Here is a 19,030-nt window from a genome sequence, read left to right as displayed (position 1 = left end):
GCGGTGCAATGCCGCCCGCCCGCGCGCCTTCATGCGCCGGTATTCGACTGCCCCTGCAGCCACGCACAGAATTGCGCGACGAGCGGATCGTCGGCCGGCGCGCCCGGCGTGATCCACCAGTAGCTGCGCGTCGCGATGCGTGGCCCGTCGAGCGGCATCACCAGGCGCCCGCTCGCGAGCTCGTCGTCGATCAGCGGCAACGGGCCGAGCGCGACGCCGAGCCCGTCGACGGCCGCCTGCAGCGCCAGGTAGAAGTGGTCGAACGACTGCCGCTTGCGCCCCTTCATCGCGACGCCGGCCGCCGCGAACCAGTCGCGCCAGCCTTCCGGCCGCGTATCCGAATGCAGCAGCACGTGCCGCGCGAGATCGTCCGCGCGGCTGATCGGCGCGCGCTTGAGCAGTGCCGGGCTGCACACCGGAATCACGCTTTCGTCGAGGAAGTGGCCGCTCGTGCAGTTCGGCCAGTGGCCGGGGCCGCGGCGGATCGCGACGTCGAAGCCGTTCAGCGTGTCGAGCGGCGCGTTCGACGTCGACAGCTTCAGCTCGACGTTCGGCACGTCGCGCTGGAACCGCGACAGCCGCGGCAGCAGCCATTTCATCGCGAAGGTCGGCAGCGCGTTGATGCGCAGCACGCGCGCCGCGCCGGTGTTGCGCAATTGCTCGGTCGCGTGCGCGATGCTGTCGAACGCCGCGCGCACGGTGTCCAGGTAGCGGCGGCCTTCGTCGGTGAGCTTCACGCGCTTGCCGTAGCGGTGGAACACCGGCTTGCCGAGCCACGCCTCGAACCCGGCAATCTGCCGGCTGATGGCACCGTGAGTCACATGCAGCTCGTCGCCGGCGGCGCTGAAGCTTTCATGTCGTGCCGCGGCTTCAAAGGCCCGAAGCGCGGAAAAGGGCGGGAGATCGCGTGCCATGCTTGTGATTCTAGATCACAAGGGCGCGCCGATAAAATCGTTTTGCCGGAATCCCGAACGGCGGTAACCTCGATTCATCGTTTGATGAGGAGCCCCATGCAATCCGCTTTGCCGCCTGCCTCCCCGCCGCCTGCCGCATCTTCGCGCGGCGTCGGCCTCGCCGAGCTGTTCACAGGTTTCCTGTCGCTCGGCCTAATGTCGTTCGGCGGCGCGTTGCCGTTCGCGCGGCGCACGATCGTCGACGAGCGCAAGTGGCTCTCCGCCGACGAATTCACCGATCTGCTCGGCCTGTGCCAGTTCCTCCCCGGCGGCAACGTGATCAATCTGTCGGTCGCCGTCGGCATGCGCTTTCGCGGCGTCGCCGGCGCGTTCGCCGGCATTCTCGGGCTGATCGCGGGCCCGACGCTCGTCGTCGTCGCGCTCGGCGTGCTGTACGCGAAGACCCAGAGCGATCCGCGCGTGCAGCACCTGTTCGCGGGGCTCGCCGCCGCGGCGGCCGGCCTGCTCGTCGCGATGGCCGTGAAGGTGGCGAAGCCGCTGCTCCGGGAGCCGCGCACGGCCGCTGCGATTGCGGTCGTTGCGTTCGTCGCGATCGCGGTGCTGCGCATGCCGCTGCTGACCACGATGCTCGTGTTGACGCCCGTCAGCATCTGGCTCGCGTCGCGCCGCCGCGACGCGGGCACGCCGCGGCCGGCGCCGGCCGCCGCGCCCGGCACGTCCGACTCGCCCGACTCGCAACGGAAGGGCCGGCCATGAGCGACACGCTGATCGCCATCGCGACGATCTTCAGCCAGTTGTCGCTGCTCGCGTTCGGCGGCGGCAACACGATCCTGCCGGAGATGCAGCGGCAGGTCGTCGACGTGCATCACTGGATGAGCGCGCACGAGTTCACCGCGCTGTTCGCGCTGGCCCAGGCGGCGCCGGGGCCGAACATGATGATTGTGTCGCTGGTCGGCTGGCACGTGGCCGGCTGGGCCGGGCTGCTCGTCGCGTCGCTCGCGAAGTTCGGGCCGTCGTCGATCGTCACCGTGCTCGTGCTGCATGCGTGGGAGCGCTTTCGCGACCGGCCGTGGCGCCGCTACGTGCAGCAGGGGATGATGCCGGTGACGGCCGGGCTCGTCGCGGCGAGCGCGGTGCTGATTTCCGAGGCGTCGAACCGCACCGCGATCCAGTGGGGCATCACGGCCGCGTGCGCGGTGCTGGCATGGCGCACGCGCATCCATCCGCTGTGGCTGCTCGCGGGCGGCGCGCTGATCGGGCTCACGGGCATCGGGCAGTGAGCGGCTTATCGTGTCGCAGCCCGTAGCCCGTAGCCCGTAGCCCGCAGCCCGCAGCCCGCAGCCCGCAACCCGCAGCCCGCAACCCGCAACCCGCTGTGGCCGCAGGCTACCGCGATGCGGGCAGGTCACGATTCACGAGGCCGAGCAGTCGGCCGCGTTCGCTGCCGACGTCGTCCGTCGGGGCCGGCCAGTCGACCACGAACCCCGCGTCGAGCGCGTCGCGCATGATCGTGCCGTAATCGGCCTTCGCAAGCCTGCCGCCGCGCAACGCGTCGGCCACCTCGTGCTTCAGCTTCGGCGTGAACGACGGATACGCGGCCACCAGCGCCGCATACTGGCGCGCATCGATCTCGCCCGATTCGCGGTTGAACGTCCAGACGGCCACCAGCACGATCGCGGCGAACGGGATGACCGTGTAGCGCAGGAAGAACTTCGCGGGTGTCATTCGAAGGCCCGAAGAAAGGCGGCGCGGCGCGCGTGGCGCAGCCGGCGCCGGTCGGCCCGGTATACTCGGCCGGTCTTGCGGCGGCGGAAATCGCGCGGTCGGCACGCTTCGGCCGGCTGCGATGCGCGGCGCTCGCCCGTCCCCCGACGGCAAACATTATATTGACGCGCGGCATGCGGCGAAGCCGGGCCGCGCAGTGCCGGTGGCGCACCTGCCGGCACGGCCGACATTCGCACCGCCCGCCGCGCGCGGCCGGGCGGCGCCCACCACGGAGGATCGATGGATCTCGACGGCGCCAGCCGCAATCTCACTGTCGCCGCATTGCTGACGCTGTCCGGCGGCTATCTCGACGCGTATACGTACGTCGGCCACGGCCACGTGTTCGCGAACACGATGACCGGCAACGTCGCGCTGCTCGGCATCAACCTGTCGGCCGGCGAATGGGCCGCCGCGCTGCATCACGTGCCGCCGCTCGTCGGCTTCGTGATCGCGGTGTTTGTCGCGCACCTGCTCGGCCTCGCCGCGCAGCGCGGCTGGATGCGGCATACGGCGTTCGCGAGCCTGATCGTCGAAATCGCGTTTCTCGGGGTCGCCGCGAGCGGCCTCGTCGGCGTGTCGAGCGCATGGCTGATTCCGGGCATCTCGTTCGTCGCGACGCTGCAGACGCTGTCGTTTACCCATCTCGAGGAACTGTCGTACACGTCGGTGATGACGACCGGCAACCTGCGGCGTGCCGCGCAGAAGCTGTTCGTCGGGCTGATTCCGCGTTACGACGCGGGGGCGCTGCACGATTCGGCGCTGCTCGCGACGATCAGCTTCTGTTTCCTGGCCGGCGCCGTGGTCGGCGGGCTCGTGACGCGGCTCGCGCCGGACATCGCGCTGTGGGGCGCCGTGCTGCTGCTCGTCGGTGCATTCGCGGAGATCGTGCGACGTGCATGGCGTCGCGCGGGGAACGGCGGTGCAGGCGACGCGGGCGGCAACGGCGGCGCGGGCAACGGCAGCGACGGGGCGACGCAAACGGTCTGACGGCAGGGCAGGGCAGGCGTGGCAAGCGGCTGGCCGCAGGCCGCCGCACCGAGCGCACCGAGCGCACCGAGCGCACCGAGCGCACCGAGCGCACCGACGACACCGACCACACCGACCACACCGACCATTTCGCCACGATCCGCGTGAGCGCGCCGCACCATCGAACCTTACAGCGCCGCGCGTGCCCGCCGGCGCCGCCGCGCCCCGTCCCGCCGCCGGGCGAACGAGACCTGGCGCGGGAAACGTTGTTCCCGGACGACAATCGTGCGATTGCCGCGTATTTCAATTTCTTTCAGCGTTCGCACTCGTCTTATGATTCAGCCCACATCGCGCCCGCCATGAACGTTCGCGATCGCCACCCGGCTGCGCACGCGGCCGGTCATGAATGGAGACACCTAAAAAAGGAAAGCTCATGAAGCAGACCACCCGACTCGCAGTCATCGCAGGGGGCGCGGCGCTGGCCTTCGCCAGCCAGTACGCATCGGCACAAAGCTCGGTCACGCTCTGGGGCGTCGCCGACGCCAGCATCCGTTACCTGACCAACGCCAACGCTAAGAACGACGGCCTGCTGTCGATGACCAACGGCGCGATCACGAACAGCCGCTTCGGCATCTACGGCACGGAAGACCTCGGCGGCGGCCTGAAGGCCGTGTTCAACCTCGAGAGCGGCGTGAACCTGCAGAACGGCGCATTCGCCGACAGCGGCCGCCTGTTCAACCGCGCGGCGTACGTCGGCCTGCAGAGCCCGTACGGCACGGTGACCCTCGGCCGCCAGAAGACGCCGCTGTTCGACCTGCTGTCGGATACCTACGATCCGCTCACCGTCGGCAACTACCTCGAAAACGCGTGGCTGCCGGTCGCACTCGGCGCCGGCCTGTATGCGGACAACCAGATCAAGTACACGGGCAAGTTCGAGGGCCTGACGGCGAAGGCGATGTACTCGACCGGCACCAACTACGAATCGACCGGCGCGGGCGGCTTCTCGGGCCAGATCCCGGGCTCGCTCGGCAAGGGCAATGCGTGGGGCGTGTCGCTGTCGTACGTGATGGGCCCGCTCAGCATCGCGGCCGGCGCGCAGCAGAACAGCGACAACTCGGCGCGCAAGCAGACGATCTACCACGCGAACGTCGTGTACGCGTTCAGCAAGGCGAAGATCTACGCGGGCTACCTGCGCTCGAAGGACGATACGGGCTTCGTCGACAGCCTGCTCGCGCAGCAGACGATTCCGGTCGCGAAGGGCACGGGCCGCATCGACGACGGCCCGTTCGCGGGCGTGAGCTGGCAGGTCAGCGCGCCGCTGACGCTGACGGGCGCGTTCTACTACGACCACATGCGCAACGCGATGACCACGAACGGCACGCTCGCGAGCGGCAACCGCTATGCGATCGTCGGCATCGCCGAGTACGCGCTGAGCAAGCGCACCGAGATCTACGGCACCGTCGACTTCAACAAGACGAACGGCGCGGCGAACGTGGAGCTGCCCGGCCGCAGCAACCAGACGGGCATCGCGATCGGCCTGCGCAATATCTTCTGACGAACGCCGGAACGCATGCGCCGGCTTCGTCCGGCGCGCATCGAAGAGGCTCCGCGAGGAGCCTCTTTTTTTTCGTCGCGCGACCTTCATACGCGCACCCGACTATTCGGCAGGCGCTCCATTGCGGAAGTCCCGCACCGTAAGCGATCCGTCGGCAATCCAGAACATACTTTTACAGTGCGCGCGCATGCTTTCCGCTACGCTGCGTGCATCGCTCGTGGCATGCCGTCTGGCGTGCGCGTGCGTCGTTCCGATGGCGCTCGGCGCGCGCTGCCGGCCTGGTGCGTAACTTGTGTATCCGGCGATGACAAACGCGGTCCGCCGGTTTCTTTCGTGGGACGATGCGCTCACGATTTTCTTGAAAGGGGATGACGATGGGTATCCTGAACACCGTGGGTGAAATCGCCGGCGCGATCGCCGCCGTCGAAGGCGCGGAAAAGCTGGATCCGGACGCGGGCCTGCTGACCAAGGCGGCCGCGGCCGTCGCGGGTTTCAAGGGCGCCGAGGCGATCGAAGGCATGCTCGAGAAGAAGGAAGAGAAGCCCGAACAGGCGGCGGACGATACGCAGGCGACGGACGGCAGCGACACGTCGCAGGCATGAGCATGGCGGCCGGTCCGGCCGCGGGTGCGCCCTTCGCGCGCTCGGGTCGACCGGTGCCGCGCGATCGGCAGGTCGGGCATGCGGTCGATCGGTGACGCATGGCACAACCGCCGGCCGGTTTGACCGGCGAGAGGCGTCGTCTCTCGCCGTTTTTTATTGGGCGCGCGACACGCGCCATGCGCCGCACGAATTCCCGAATCTTGCTATCGTGCCTCCATTCGAACTGCGATGAGGGGATGCGATGGATTTCGACTACGACCTGTTCGTCATCGGCGCCGGCTCGGGCGGCGTGAGGCTCGCGCGCATGTCCGCGTCGTACGGCGCACGCGTCGGCATCGCGGAAGAAGAGCAGATCGGCGGCACCTGCGTGCTGCGCGGCTGCATCCCGAAGAAACTGCTGGTCTACGCATCGCACTACCCGCACGAAGTCGACGACGCGAAGGGCTTCGGCTGGACCTTCGGCGCCGGCACGCTCGACTGGCCGGCGCTGATCGCCGCGAAGGATCGCGAGATCAACCGGCTGAGCGACATCTACATCAACCTGCTGCTGCAATCGGGCGTTGAGATGCACGCCGGCCGCGCGACGCTCGTCGATGCGCACACGGTCGCGATCGGCGCACGCACGTTCCGCGCGCGCCACATCGCGATCGCGACCGGCTCGCGGCCGTCGCTGCCGCCGCGGCCCGGCATCGAGCATGCGATCACGTCGCGCGAGGCGTTGTCGCTCGCGGCGCTGCCCAGGCGTATCGCGGTGGTCGGCGGCGGCTATATCGCGGTCGAGTTCGCGGGCATCTTCAACGGCTTCGGCAGCCACGTCGACGTGTTCTATCGCGGCGACCAAATCCTGCGCGGTTTCGACGACGACGTGCGCCGGTTCCTGACCGACGAGATGACCAAGCAGGGCGTCGCGATTCATGCGCGCGCGGTGATCGGATCGATCGAGCGCGCGAGCGACGGCGCGCTTTTCGTGCACGTCGGCGACGTGCGGCACGGGCCGTACGATCAGGTGCTCTATGCGACGGGCCGCGTGCCGAACGTCGACGGGCTCGGGCTCGAGCAGGCGGGCATCCTGCTCGATGCGCGCGGCGCGATTGCCGTCGATGCGTATTCGGCGACGTCGGTGCCGTCGATCCACGCGATCGGCGACGTCACGTCGCGGCCGCAGCTCACGCCGGTCGCGACGCGCGACGCCGGGCTGCTCGCGCGCACGCTGTTCGGCGGGTCGCGCGTCGCGGTCGATCACGCGTACGTGCCGTCGGCCGTGTTCAGCCAGCCGGAGGTCGCGACGGTCGGCCTGAGCGAAGCCGATGCGCGGCACGCGCACGGCGACGTCGATATCTACCGCACGTCGTTCAAGGCGCTGCGCCACACGCTGTCGGGCCGCGACGAGCGCACGCTGATGAAGCTCGTCGTCGCGCGCGACAGTCAGCGCGTGGTCGGTGCGCACATGGTCGGCCGCGATGCGGGCGAGATCATCCAGGGCATCGCGATCGCGATCCGCGCGGGCGCGACGAAGGCGCAGTTCGACGACACGATCGGCATTCATCCGACCGCGGCCGAGGAATTCGTGACGATGCGACAGAAAGTGGCCGATTAGCGGAAACCGTATGCGCGTGTGCGGCTGGAATGCCGGACGGCTTATTGTCGGGATATCGGCCGTTCGGATCGACGGCGCGAATGACGTGTGTCGATATCGCCGGATCGATCGTCAATCCGGCGATATCGACACGGAAGACCGGCGCAGACCGGTCGCGTGCCGCGCGAGCCCACGCGTGCAACGCTTCGCGCACGAATAAGCGGCGTATTTAATATAAGTGCGAAAATCGTCAATTATTATCAAGATACTCCGTCTTGATAAACAGGCTTGATATGATCGCGAAAAATCATATACGGGGCCGACCATGCGCGATCAACAGTGCAGTAACCAGAATAACGAAATCATTCGTGTGCGCGATCCAGGCGCGCATCGCATTCCCCACCGTCTTTTGCCGTAACGCACCCGTTGCGCGCCCCCTTCCCTGACTTGCCGCGATCGCCGAACCGGCGATGAGCGCGTGCATGAGCCTCGCGCAGCGGCATCTTTTCCAGCAAGGAGACCAGCAGTGAACATTCAGACACGACGCACCGTCCTCGTGGCGGCAGCGGTCGTCGCGGCGCTGTCCGGCTGCGCGACCGAATCGTCGCGCACGCTCGACGTGCCGGCCGTCAGCAGCGCGCAGAAGCCGTACGCGGGCAAGCCCGTCGCGATCGCCGTCGGCAAGTTCGACAACCGTTCGAGCTACATGCGCGGCATCTTCTCCGACGGCATCGACCGCCTCGGCGGACAGGCGAAGACGATCCTCGTCACGCGCCTGCAGCAGAGCCGCCGCTTCAACGTGCTCGATCGCGAGAACCTCGACGAGATCAAGCAGGAAGCCGGCTTCATGAAGAAGGCGCAGGCCGTGAAGGGCGCGAACTACGTGGTGACGGGCGACGTGACCGAGTTCGGTCGCAAGGACGTCGGCGATCATCAATTGTTCGGCATTCTCGGCCGCGGCAAGACACAGGTCGCGTACGCGAAGGTCAACCTGAACATCGTCGACACGACCACGTCGGAAGTCGTCGCATCGAGCCAGGGCGCAGGCGAGTTCAGCCTGTCGAACCGCGAGGTGATCGGCTTCGGCGGCACGGCCGGCTACGACTCGACGCTCAACGGCAAGGTGCTGGACCTCGCGATCCAGGAGGCCGTGAACCATCTCGTCGACCAGGTCGACGCCGGCGCGCTGAAGGCGGCGCAGTAAATGCCGCGCGCGATACGACACGCACGAATCATTTCACTCACCAGAAGAGACAAGACCATGAAACGGGGAATCTGGCTGCCGGCGACGGCGGCTGCATTGCTGCTCGCGGGCTGCGCGGCGCCGACCACGCCGCCGCTGTATCAGTGGACCGGCTATCAGCCGCAGGTGTACGAATACTTCAAGGGGCAGCAAGCGCCGCAGCAGCAGATCGATGCGCTCGAAAAAGCGCTGCAGGAGATCCGCGCGAAGGGCCATACGCCGCCGCCGGGTTTCCATGCGCATCTCGGGATGCTGTATGCGAGCGTCGGCAACGAGCAGCAGGCCGAGCAGGAGCTGCAGGCCGAGAAGCAACTGTTCCCGGAATCCACGGCGTTTATGGATTTCCTGATGAAGAAGAAGGCCGGTGCATCGAAAACCGCGAATCCGGCCGCCGCCGGCCAGACCGTTGCCGGTCAGAAGAATGCCGATTCGAATTCCGCCAAACAGTGACACGCCTGCCATGTTCAAGACACTTTCATTCAAGCTGCTGTCCGTGCTGTCGATCGCCGCGCTGCTGAGCGCGTGTGCACAGCCGGTACAACGTCCCGACTACACGGCGTTCAAGAAGAGCCAGCCGCGTTCTATCCTCGTGCTGCCGCCGGTCAACGAAACCACCGACGTCGGCGCAACCTACGGCGTGCTGTCGCAGATGACGCTGCCGCTCGCCGAGTCCGGCTACTACGTGGTGCCCGTTGCGGTGATGGACGAGACGTTCAAGCAGAACGGCCTGACGAACGCGACCGATATCCAGGCTACGTCGCCGGCGAAACTGCGCGAGATCTTCGGCGCGGACGCCGCGCTGTATTCGAAGGTCACGCAGTACGGCTCCGTCTATCAACTGATCGACAGCACGACGATCGTTTCCGCGTCGGCAAAGCTCGTCGACCTGAAGAGCGGCGACGTGCTGTGGCAGGGCGAGGGTCGGGCGACCGGCAAGGAAGTCGGCAACAACATGAGCGTCAATACGTTCGGGATCGTCGGGGCGCTCGTGCAGGCGGCCGTCAAGCAGGTCGCGCATTCGCTGACCGACGAAGCGCATGACGTCGCCGGGCTGACGAGCACGCGGCTGCTGTCGGCCGGGCCGCCGAACGGGCTGCTGTACGGGCCGCGCTCGCCGAAGTACGGTACCGACTGACGCGCGGCGGCGTCACGCCACGCCTGTCGTCCGGACGGCCGCTCGAAACGAGCGGCCGTTTTGCTTCTGCGCGGCAATGCCGCGCGCCGCTCAATGCACGCCGAACGCGTCCAGCAGCCGGTACCAGCTCATCGCGAGCACCAGCGCCGGCGTGCGCAGCGCCTCGCCGCCGGGGAAGTCGCGATGCCGGATCTTGTCGAACAGGTCGAAGCGGCTCGCCTGGCCGTCGATCGCCTCGGCGATGAGCTTGCCCGCGAGCGCGGTCGTGTTCACGCCGTGCCCCGAAAACCCCTGCGCGAAGTACGTCGTCGGCGCGATGCGGCCGAAATGCGGCGCGCGGTTCATCGTGATGTCGACGAAGCCGCCCCACGCATAGTCGACCTTCACGTCCGCGAGTTGCGGGAACGTCTTCAGCATGTCGGCGCGCATCGCCGCCGCGAGGTCGCGCGGCTCGCGCGTCGAATAGCTGACCTTGCCGCCCCAGACGAGCCGCGTGTCGGGCGCCGGCCGGAAATAGTCGAGCACGAAGCGGCTGTCGCAGATCGCCGCGCGCGCGGGCATCAGCGCGGCGGCGCGCGCTTCGCCGAGCGGCTCGGTGGCGATCACGTAGGTGCCGACCGGCATGATCTTCCTCGCCAGCGCGGGCGCGAGCGTGCCGACGTAGGTGTTGCAGGCGAGCACCACGAAGCGCGCCCGCACGTTGCCGCCGCTCGTCTCGACGACGTGGCCGCCGGACACGTCGCGCACGCGCGTCACGCAACTGTCCTCGTGGATGCGCACGCCGGCAGCGGTGGCCGCCCGCGCGAGGCCGAGCGTGTAGTTGAGCGGATGGAGGTGGCCGCTGTCGGGGTCGTACAGGCCGCCGCAATAGCGGGCCGACTGCACGTAGTCGCCGAGTTCGTCGGCTTCGACGAAGTGGAAGCGGTCGTAGCCGAAGCGCTTCGCGGCTTCGTCGCGCCACCGTTTCAGCGCATCGGCGTCGCGTTCGGTGTTGGCCGCGGTCAGGTAGCCGGGCACCAGCGCGCAGTCGATGTGGTGTTGCGCGATGCGCGACTTCACGAGCGACAGCGTTTCGAGCCCCATGTCCCAGATCCGCTTCACGTCGGCTTCCGGCATGAACTGCGCAAACGTGTCGATGTCGCACGCGAAGCCGCCGATCAACTGGCCGCCGTTGCGGCCGCTCGCCGCCCAGCCGACGCGCGACGCTTCGAGCACGACCACCGAATGGCCGCGCTCGGCGAGATTGAGCGCGGCGGACAGGCCCGTGAGGCCCGCACCGATCACACACACGTCGGCGTCGGTCGTGCCGGCGAGCGGTGCGTGGCGGGTCGTGTCGTTGGCGGTCGCCGCGTAGTACGACGCGACGTGCGGCTGGTTGGCGAATGTCTGCATGGGGAACACGTATCAAGAGGGTTCAGAACAGCTCGCGCACGCGGTGGTACAGCATCCCGAGTTCGAGCGCGGGTTGCCGCCATGCGTCGCTGCCGGGAAAGCGCCGATGGCGCAAGCGGGCGAACAGGTCGAACGCGCGCGTGTCGCCCACGATCGCGCCGGCGACCGCGCGCCCGGCGATTCCCGTGAGCGCGACGCCGTGTCCGCTGAAACCCTGGACGTAGAAGAAGTTCGGATCGATCGCGCCGAAGTCCGGCGCGCGGTTGCGTGTGACGTCGACGAAGCCGCCCCACGCGTGCTCGACGCGCACGTCGCCGAGCTGCGGGAACACGCCGACCATGCGCTGCCGGATCGCTTCGGCGAGCGCGGCGGGCGACGCGCCGGCCGAATTCGCGCGGCCGCCGAACAGCATCCGGTGGTCGGCCGACAGCCGGAAGTAGTCGAGAAAGAAGTTGTTGTCGCACACGGCCTCGCGCCGCGCGATCAGCGCGTCGGCGCGCGCGCGGCCGAGCGGCTCGGTTGCGATGATGTACGACGCGATCGGCGCGATGCGTGCGGCGGTCGCGGCGGGCAGCACGCCGCCGGGCCCGGCGTTGCAGCACGACACGACGAAACGGCAGCGCACTTCGCCCGACGGCGTGCGCACGACGGGCCGCGCGCCGCGCACGACGTCGAGTGCCGGCGTGTGCGCGTACAGCGCGACGCCTTCGCGGCGCGCGGCATCCGCGAGGCCGAGGCAGTACTTGAGCGGATGCAGATGGCTCGACAGCGGATCGTGCACGCCGGCCAGGTACCGCGTCGATGCAATGCGCGCCTGGATCTCGCCGGTATCGAGCCACGCGAGCGACGGATGGCCCCAGCGCGACGTCGCGGCGTTCATCCATGCGCGCAGATCGTCGATGCGGCGCGGCTTCGTCGCCACCGTCAGGTAGCCGCGCGTGAAGTCGCAATCGATCCCGTAGCGCGCGATGCGCTCGGCGATCAGCGCGACGCCGTCGAGCGACAGCGACCACGCGGCGCGCGCGCCGTCGGCGCCGAGCTGTTTCTCGATCACCTCGTCTTTCGCGAAGCCGGTGATCGCCTGGCCGCCGTTGCGGCCCGATGCGCCCCAGCCGGGCCGGTGTGCATCGAGCACGGCGACGGACAGCCCGTGCGCGCGACAGTCGAGCGCCGTCGACAGGCCCGCGAAGCCGGCGCCGATCACGCAGACGTCGACGTCGATCGCCGCGTCGAGCATCGGATCGTCGGCGACGGGCCGCGTGGCCGTGGCTTCGTAGTACGAGTCGCGCGCGAGCGCATCGGCGCGGCGGGTGAAAGACTGCGTCATGAAACCGACTCCCTCGACAAGGCTGCAACGGCGCGCAGCCATTCGCAATACGGCGCGGGACGCCGTGCGTGCGGCACGGCGCCCCGCGCGTCCTGCATCAGAACGAATAGATGAACTGCGTCGCGAGCAGATCGTTGGACTTGCCGTACGAGCCGTCGTTGCGCAGGAACACCTTGTTGTTCGCCCAGTCGTGCCGGTATTCGACCTTCACGGTGATCTGCTGGGTCGGATAGAACAGCAGGTCGAGCGCGACGTCCTGGCGCACCGCGCCCTTGCACTCGAAGCCCAGGCCGCCGCCGGCCTTCGACATCGCGAGGCAGTCCGCATCGACGCCGAAGCCGTTGCTCGGGTCCATCCCGTTGCCGTTCAGCGCGATGCCGCCGCCGCCGCCGCCGTTCTTCGAGTTCGCGAGCAGGTCGTAGCGCAGCGTCACGCCCATGCGGCCGACCACCGGCGCGTTGAACTTGCGGTGCGCGAGCAGCGACAGCCCGTACCACTGCGCGAGCCCGCCGTTGAACGCCGCATGCTGCTGCCGGCCGTAGTCGACTTCGGCGTTGTACTGCACGTCGGCGAGCGTGTAGGTCGCATCGAGTTCGCCGAAGAAGAACGAGCCGTAGCCGCTCGGCGCCGCGCCGCCCGGGCCGTAGTGGACGACGCCGTTCTCGTCGATCGCGCTCGACAGCGTCTGGCGGCCGATGTTGAACGAGCCGCCGAGATCGAGCGCGCTCGACCACGTGTAGTCCGCACGCGCGGTGAAGGTCGGCACCTTGTTGCTGGTGGTGATCGGGTCGCCGAGCGCATTGGTGCCCGTCTGCGTGACCGAACCGTACGTGCGGTACTGCTCGTTGCCGAGGAAGAACTTCCACGCCCAGTTGCCCTTCGTGTAGTTCGCGCCGACACCGACGTAGCTGCCCGGATCGGAGAAATCGTACAGCAGGTTGTGCGTGAGCGTGAGCATCTGGTTCGACTGCTGCACTTCGTAGCCGCCGAAGCTCGGGATCAGGCCGGCGACCAGCGTCGTTTCCGCGGTGATCGGCACGTTGACGACCGCCGTGTTCAGCAGGTTGTCGGTGATCGAGCCGCGCGAGTTCTGTAGCAGCGTGATGCCGTTGCCGCGGTTCGGCATCAACGTGATTTCGGCCGACGGCGCCATCGGGCCGACGCCGAACGTCTTCTTGATGTCGAGGTAGAGATCGCCGAACGTGCTGTTGAAATAGTTGTACGCGTTCTCGTGGTTCGCGAACAGGAACGACGACGTGCCGGCCGCGCGGTTGTAGATGTAGGTCGGATCGATGTAGCCGGTGACCGACAGGCCGGCGAGCGGGCCCGTGGTGGCCGCGTCGGTCAGTGAGTCGACCTTCAGTTGCTGGTTCGCGATCTGCTGCTTCATTTCGCTGACCTCGTCGTTGGTCAGCGTCGCGCGTGCCTTGCCGTAATCCGGCGAACCCGGGTCGGCGGCGACCGCGACGGCGCCGCCGCCGGCCATGCCGCCGCTCGCGCCGGGCGTCGCGACCGCCGTGCCGCCCGGCTTCGCGGCGAGTTGCGCCTGCATGGCCTTCATCTGTTTCTGCAGTGCCGCGACCTGCGCCTGCAGCGCCTTGATTTCGGCGGAGGTGGAACCGGCCAGCGCGATGCCCGGCAACGCGCCGGCCACCAGCAGGCAGATCAGTTTCTTCTTCATTGCGGATTCTCCTAGTCGTGCGCCTGTCAAATCGGGATCGAATCGCGCGCCCCCTGAGGCCGCGCGTCATGCTTGTCTGCAGTGCTTGTTGTCTTCGAAGCGGAGGCGGCCCGTCACGCCGCCGCAAACGCCGCCTTCAAGTCGGCCATCCGGCGCCGCTCGCGCGCGATCATCGTCCGGTTCACGACGATCACGCCGATCGTCACGGCGGTGATGAACAGCGTCGCCAGCGCATTCATCTCCGGGTTCAGCCCCAGCCGCACGCGCGAGAACACCACTAGCGGCAGCGTCGTCGACCCCGGCCCGGACAGGAACGCCGACAGCACCAGATCGTCGATCGACAGCGTGAACGACAGCAGCCACCCCGACAGCAGCGCCTGCGAGATCAGCGGCAGCGTCACCACGAAGAACACCTTCAGCGGCGTCGCGCCCAGGTCGAGCGCGGCCTCCTCGAGCGACTTGTTCATCTCCTTCACGCGCGACTGCACGATGATCGCCACGTACGACACGCACAGCATCACGTGGCCGATCCAGATCGTCGCCATCCCGCGCCCCTTCGGCCAGCCGAACATCTGTTCCAGCGCGACGAACAGCAAGAGCAGCGAGATCCCCTGGATCACCTCCGGAATCACCAGTGGCGCGTTGATCATCCCCGTGTACAGCGTGAAGCCCTTGAAGCGGCCGAAGCGTGCGAGCACGAAGCCCGCCCACGTGCCGATCACGACCGACGCGGTGGCCGTCAACAGGCCGATCTTCAGCGACAGCCAGGCGGCGGTCAGCAGCTCGTCGTCGTCCAGCAGCGCCGCGTACCACTTCAGCGAGAAGCCCGACCACACAGTCACCAGCTTCGACTCGTTGAACGAGTACACGACGAGGCTGACGATCGGGATGTACAGAAACAGGAAGCCGAAGGCGAGAACGCCCGTCGACAGCGGTTTGCTCGGCTTGATCATTTCGCGTCCTCCAGTTCCTTGACCTGGTAGTACTGGAACAGCGCCATCGGCACCAGCAGCAACAGCACCATTGCGACCGTCACCGCGGACGCCATCGGCCAGTCCATGTTGTTGAAGAATTCATCCCACATCACGCGGCCGATCATCAGCGTGTCGGCGCCGCCGAGCAGTTCCGGGATCACGTACTCGCCCACCGCCGGGATGAACACCAGCAGGCTGCCGGCGATGATCCCGTTCTTCGACAGCGGCAGCGTGATGCGAGTGAACACGGCCCACGGTTTCGCGCCGAGGTCGTACGCGGCTTCGAGCAGCGTCAGGTCCATCTTCACGAGATGCGCATAGAGCGGCATCACCATGAACGGCAGGTACGAATAGACCATCCCGATGTAGACGCCCGCATCGCTGTGATAGAGCCGCAGCGGCGTGTGGATGATGCCGAGCGCGATCAGCGTGTGATTCAGGAGGCCGTCGTCCTTCAGGATGCCGATCCATGCGTACACGCGGATCAGGAACGACGTCCAGAACGGCAGCATCACGGCCATCATCAGCACGTTGCGGCGGTTCGGCTCCGAACGCGCGATGTAGTACGCCATCGGATAGCCGATCAGCAGGCACAGCACCGTCGACACGGCGGCCATCTTCAGCGAGCTGAGATAGGTCGCGATGTACAGGTCGTCCTGCAGCAGGAACGCGTAGTGCGACAGTTGCAGCGCGAAGTGCACGACGCCGTCCTTGATCTCGACGAGCGACGTGTACGGCGGGATGCCCATCACCTGGTCGGCGAAGCTGATCTTCAGCACCAGCACGAACGGCAGCGCGAAGAATACGGCGAGCCACAGGAACGGCACGCCGATCGCGACGCTGCGGCCCGACGGCAGGAAGCGCGACAGCGCGGCGAAGCGGTTGCCGCGCCGGGTGGCCGGCGTGGCGGCGGGCGCGCCGGTCGACACCGGCGCGGAAGGCGTGGAAGCGGAGGTTCTCATCGCGGCGTCCTCACTGCGTCAGCACGACGCCGCTGGCCGGCGACCACGACACGAACACGTCGTCGTTCCATGCCGGCGCGCCGTCGTTCATCAGGTGCGAGCTCGACAGGTTCGACACCACCGTCTTGCCGCTCGGCAGACGCACGTGGTACAGCGAATAGCTGCCCATGTACGCGATGTCGGTGACGACGCCGCGCGCCCAGTTGTGCTTCGAGCCCGGCTTCTCGCGCGACACGTGCACGCGCTCCGGGCGCACCGAGATGCCGACCGGCATCCCGAGCGGGCCGGTCACGCCGTGGCTCACGTACATGCGGGCTTCGAGGTCGTCGCTTTCGACGAAGATGTGATCGGGCTCGTCCTCGACGACGCGGCCCTCGAACAGGTTGGTCGAGCCGATGAATTCGGCCGAGAAGCGGCTGTTTGGGTATTCGTAGACTTCGCTGGGCGAGCCGATCTGCACGATCTTGCCTTCGCTCATCACCGCGAGGCGGCTCGCCATCGTCATCGCCTCTTCCTGGTCGTGCGTGACCATCACGCAGGTCACGTCGACCTTCTCGATGATGTTCACGAGTTCGAGCTGGGTCCTCTGGCGAATCTTCTTGTCGAGCGCGGACATCGGCTCGTCGAGCAGCAGTAGCTTCGGGCGCTTCACGAGCGAGCGGGCCAGCGCGACGCGCTGCTGCTGGCCGCCCGAGAGCTGATGCGGCTTGCGCTTCGCGTACTTGCTCATCTGCACGAGCGCGAGCGCGTCGGCCACGCGCTCCCTGATCTCGTGCTTCGGCGTGCCTTCCTGCTTCAGCCCGAATGCGACGTTCGATTCGACCGTCATGTGCGGGAACAGCGCGTACGACTGGAACATCATGTTGACGGGGCGGCGGTACGGCGGCAGCGACGCGAGATCCTCGCCGTCGACGAAGATCTTGCCGGAGGTGGCCGTTTCCAGCCCGGCAAGCATGCGCAGCAGCGTGGACTTGCCGCAGCCCGAGCTGCCGAGCAGCGCGAACAGCTCGTTCTTCGCGATCGTCAGGTTCACGTTGTCGACGGCCGTGCTGTCGCCGAATTTCTTCACGACGTTTTCGATGCGCACGAACGCGTCGTTTTGCGTACGGGGCGCCGTGGCCGGTTGGATCTGTCGTGCGGCAGCGGAAGAGGGTATCGATTGCATGGGAGTCACCATTCGTTCTTCACGGATTGCAGGCGTGAGCGTCCCCACGCGAGACGCGCAACGCGACTCGCGGACGACGGCTCGTGCCGGATGGAACAGCGCGCGCGGCGCGCGGGCGGACGGAGGTCCGCGAATGTCAGGCGGGCAGGCGTACCGCGATGCCTGCGCCGCCGCGATGCACGGCGATCAGTGGCCCGTCTTCAACTGAGCCCACAGACGGTTCTCGAGGCGCAGGATGTCGGCCGGCATCGGCTTCATCAGCACCATCTTCTTCAGCACGTCTTCGGGCGGGTAGACGGTCGGGTCCTGCGCGACGGCCGGCGTGACGAATTGATGCGCGGCCTTGTTCGCGGTCGGGTAGAACACCGTGTTGGTGATCGCCGCGTTGACCTTCGGATCGGACACGTAGTTGATCCACTTCATCGCGGCTTCCGGGTGCGGCGCATCCTTCGGGATCACCATCACATCGAACCACAGCAGCCCGCCTTCCTTCGGGTTCGCGAACTTGATGTCGTACGAGCGCTTCGCTTCGGCCGAACGACGGTGTGCGATGCCGACGTCGCCGGACCAGCCGAGCACGACGCACACGTCGTTGTTCGCGAGGTCGTTGATGTAGCCGGACGAGTTGAACTGCGTGATGTACGGGCGGACTTTCTTCAGGACTTCGAATGCAGCCTGGTAATCGCCCGGGTTCTTGCTGTTCGGATCCTTGCCCATGTATTGCAGCGTGGCGGCGAACACGTCGACGGCCTGGTCGAGGAACGACACGCCGCAGCTCTTCAGCTTCTCCATGTTGGCCGGATCGAACACCAGCGCCCAGCTGTCGACGGGCGCCTTGTCGCCGAGCACCTTCTTCACCGCCTGGGCGTTGTAGCCGATGCCGTCCGTGCCGTACGCCCAGGGTACGCCGTACTGGTTGCCCGGATCGGCGTCGGCGATCATCTTCATCAGCAGCGGGTCGAGGTTCGCGAGGTTCGGAATCTTCGACTTGTCGAGCTTCTGGTACACGCCGGCCTGGATCTGCTTGGCCATGTAGTTCGACGTCGGCACGACGATGTCGTAGCCGGAGCTGCCGGCCAGCAGCTTCGCCTGAAGCGTGTCGTCGCTGTCGTAGTTGTCGTACTTGACGTGAATGCCCGTCTGCTTCTGGAAGTTCGGGATCGTGTCCGGCGCGATGTAGTCGGACCAGTTGTAGACGTTCAGCTCGTCGGCACGCGCCGACGGGCTGGCGACCGACGTGAGCGCGGCCGCGGCGGCGAGGGCGGCGACGGAGCAGGCTTGGCGAAGAATACAGGCACGCATGGTGGAGTTCCCCTGGTTGTGGCGGCGTGCGGCGCCCGCCGCACGCCCGTAGGCAAGGCCGTTACGAAATACCCAGTTGCTGGGCGGTTGCATCGACGGCCTTCTTCGCCTTCGACACGAGTTCATCGATTTCCTGGCGCGAGATCACGAGCGGCGGCGACAGCAGCATCCGGTCGCCGGTCGCGCGCATGATCAGGTTGCCGTTGAAGCAGAAGTCGCGGCAGATCGTGCCGACGTCGCCGCCGTTCGCGAAGCGGCGGCGTTCGGCCGGCGCTTCGGCCAGTTGCAGGCTCGCGACCATCCCGTGGCCGTGCACTTCGCCGACGATCGGATGACGCGCGAAGGTTTCGCGCATCAGCGCCTGGAAGTACGGGCCGGTGTCGGTCTTCACGCGCTCGACGATGCCTTCGTCGCGCAGCAGCTTCAGGTTCGCGACCGCGACGGCCGCCGCCACCGGATGGCCCGAGTACGT

At 67.3% G+C, this 19,030-nt stretch carries 19 protein-coding genes; 9 read left to right on the top strand and 10 right to left on the bottom strand.

Going from position 1 to position 19,030, the window contains the following annotated elements:
- Nucleotides 1–29: 29 nt before the first annotated feature.
- Nucleotides 30–914, bottom strand: a complete 885-nt coding sequence (locus tag WS89_RS11235; protein WP_059790997.1) for a transcriptional regulator GcvA — start codon at nucleotides 912–914, stop codon at nucleotides 30–32.
- Nucleotides 915–1,022: 108 nt separating this feature from the next.
- Here WS89_RS11235 and WS89_RS11230 point away from each other — a divergent pair, with 108 nt between their 5' ends.
- Both WS89_RS11230 and WS89_RS11225 read left to right on the top strand, forming a co-directional pair.
- Complete coding sequence (locus WS89_RS11230; RefSeq protein WP_373558386.1) at nucleotides 1,023–1,670, top strand: chromate transporter; 648 nt, start codon at nucleotides 1,023–1,025, stop codon at nucleotides 1,668–1,670.
- On the top strand, nucleotides 1,667–2,194 hold the full coding sequence (locus WS89_RS11225; protein ID WP_053524657.1) for a chromate transporter: 528 nt from the start codon (nucleotides 1,667–1,669) through the stop codon (nucleotides 2,192–2,194). Before WS89_RS11230 ends, WS89_RS11225 begins: the two co-directional genes overlap by 4 nt.
- Before the next feature lie 106 nt (nucleotides 2,195–2,300).
- On the opposite strand, the gene WS89_RS11220 is transcribed toward WS89_RS11225, so the two are convergent.
- Nucleotides 2,301–2,639, bottom strand: coding sequence for a hypothetical protein (locus tag WS89_RS11220; protein WP_059790991.1), 339 nt, complete (start codon nucleotides 2,637–2,639; stop codon nucleotides 2,301–2,303).
- Between the two features lie 279 nt (nucleotides 2,640–2,918).
- On the opposite strand from WS89_RS11220, the gene WS89_RS11215 reads away from it, so the two are divergent.
- The 7 genes from WS89_RS11215 to WS89_RS11185 all read left to right on the top strand — a co-directional run bounded on the left by WS89_RS11215 (nucleotide 2,919) and on the right by WS89_RS11185 (nucleotide 9,755).
- Nucleotides 2,919–3,665, top strand: a complete 747-nt coding sequence (locus WS89_RS11215) for a YoaK family protein (protein WP_059500648.1) — start codon at nucleotides 2,919–2,921, stop codon at nucleotides 3,663–3,665.
- 412 nt (nucleotides 3,666–4,077) lie between these two features.
- Nucleotides 4,078–5,199, top strand: a complete 1,122-nt coding sequence (locus WS89_RS11210) for a porin (RefSeq protein ID WP_059790990.1) — start codon at nucleotides 4,078–4,080, stop codon at nucleotides 5,197–5,199.
- Between the two features lie 374 nt (nucleotides 5,200–5,573).
- On the top strand, nucleotides 5,574–5,801 hold the full coding sequence (locus WS89_RS11205; protein ID WP_034208778.1) for a hypothetical protein: 228 nt from the start codon (nucleotides 5,574–5,576) through the stop codon (nucleotides 5,799–5,801).
- A gap of 241 nt (nucleotides 5,802–6,042) precedes the next feature.
- Nucleotides 6,043–7,398: a glutathione-disulfide reductase gene (gene gor / locus WS89_RS11200; protein WP_059790988.1), complete on the top strand. Its 1,356-nt coding sequence runs from the start codon at nucleotides 6,043–6,045 to the stop codon at nucleotides 7,396–7,398.
- A 511-nt stretch (nucleotides 7,399–7,909) separates the two neighbouring features.
- Nucleotides 7,910–8,581, top strand: coding sequence for a CsgG/HfaB family protein (locus WS89_RS11195; protein ID WP_218921295.1), 672 nt, complete (start codon nucleotides 7,910–7,912; stop codon nucleotides 8,579–8,581).
- Between the two features lie 57 nt (nucleotides 8,582–8,638).
- Nucleotides 8,639–9,070, top strand: a complete 432-nt coding sequence (locus tag WS89_RS11190; protein ID WP_059500653.1) for a DUF4810 domain-containing protein — start codon at nucleotides 8,639–8,641, stop codon at nucleotides 9,068–9,070.
- Between the two features lie 10 nt (nucleotides 9,071–9,080).
- Nucleotides 9,081–9,755: a DUF799 domain-containing protein gene (locus WS89_RS11185; protein WP_059500654.1), complete on the top strand. Its 675-nt coding sequence runs from the start codon at nucleotides 9,081–9,083 to the stop codon at nucleotides 9,753–9,755.
- Nucleotides 9,756–9,845: 90 nt separating this feature from the next.
- On the opposite strand, the gene WS89_RS11180 is transcribed toward WS89_RS11185, so the two are convergent.
- From WS89_RS11180 to WS89_RS11145, 8 genes are all read right to left on the bottom strand, one after another.
- Nucleotides 9,846–11,147 carry an NAD(P)/FAD-dependent oxidoreductase gene (locus tag WS89_RS11180; protein ID WP_059790985.1) on the bottom strand — a complete coding sequence of 434 codons (1,302 nt, stop codon included), beginning with the start codon at nucleotides 11,145–11,147 and terminating at the stop codon, nucleotides 9,846–9,848.
- Between the two features lie 22 nt (nucleotides 11,148–11,169).
- The gene (locus WS89_RS11175; RefSeq protein ID WP_059790983.1) at nucleotides 11,170–12,474 is read right to left on the bottom strand and encodes an NAD(P)/FAD-dependent oxidoreductase; all 1,305 of its coding nucleotides are present in this window, start codon (nucleotides 12,472–12,474) and stop codon (nucleotides 11,170–11,172) included.
- A gap of 97 nt (nucleotides 12,475–12,571) precedes the next feature.
- The gene (locus WS89_RS11170; RefSeq protein ID WP_059790981.1) at nucleotides 12,572–14,155 is read right to left on the bottom strand and encodes a DUF3138 family protein; all 1,584 of its coding nucleotides are present in this window, start codon (nucleotides 14,153–14,155) and stop codon (nucleotides 12,572–12,574) included.
- A gap of 113 nt (nucleotides 14,156–14,268) precedes the next feature.
- Complete coding sequence (locus tag WS89_RS11165) at nucleotides 14,269–15,108, bottom strand: ABC transporter permease subunit (protein WP_034208583.1); 840 nt, start codon at nucleotides 15,106–15,108, stop codon at nucleotides 14,269–14,271.
- Nucleotides 15,105–16,091, bottom strand: coding sequence for an ABC transporter permease subunit (locus WS89_RS11160; RefSeq protein WP_059790979.1), 987 nt, complete (start codon nucleotides 16,089–16,091; stop codon nucleotides 15,105–15,107). The genes WS89_RS11165 and WS89_RS11160 overlap by 4 nt, the downstream gene beginning before the upstream one ends.
- A gap of 10 nt (nucleotides 16,092–16,101) precedes the next feature.
- Nucleotides 16,102–17,256, bottom strand: coding sequence for an ABC transporter ATP-binding protein (locus WS89_RS11155; protein WP_059790976.1), 1,155 nt, complete (start codon nucleotides 17,254–17,256; stop codon nucleotides 16,102–16,104).
- A gap of 186 nt (nucleotides 17,257–17,442) precedes the next feature.
- Complete coding sequence (locus tag WS89_RS11150; protein ID WP_059790974.1) at nucleotides 17,443–18,558, bottom strand: polyamine ABC transporter substrate-binding protein; 1,116 nt, start codon at nucleotides 18,556–18,558, stop codon at nucleotides 17,443–17,445.
- Between the two features lie 61 nt (nucleotides 18,559–18,619).
- Nucleotides 18,620–19,030: aminotransferase class III-fold pyridoxal phosphate-dependent enzyme (locus WS89_RS11145; protein ID WP_155634563.1), on the bottom strand; the 411-nt coding region annotated here is incomplete at its 5' end.

This window comes from Burkholderia sp. MSMB1072 (assembly GCF_001524725.1).
In the GTDB taxonomy this organism is placed as follows: domain Bacteria; phylum Pseudomonadota; class Gammaproteobacteria; order Burkholderiales; family Burkholderiaceae; genus Burkholderia.
This window is presented reverse-complemented; position numbering and strand designations above follow the sequence as displayed.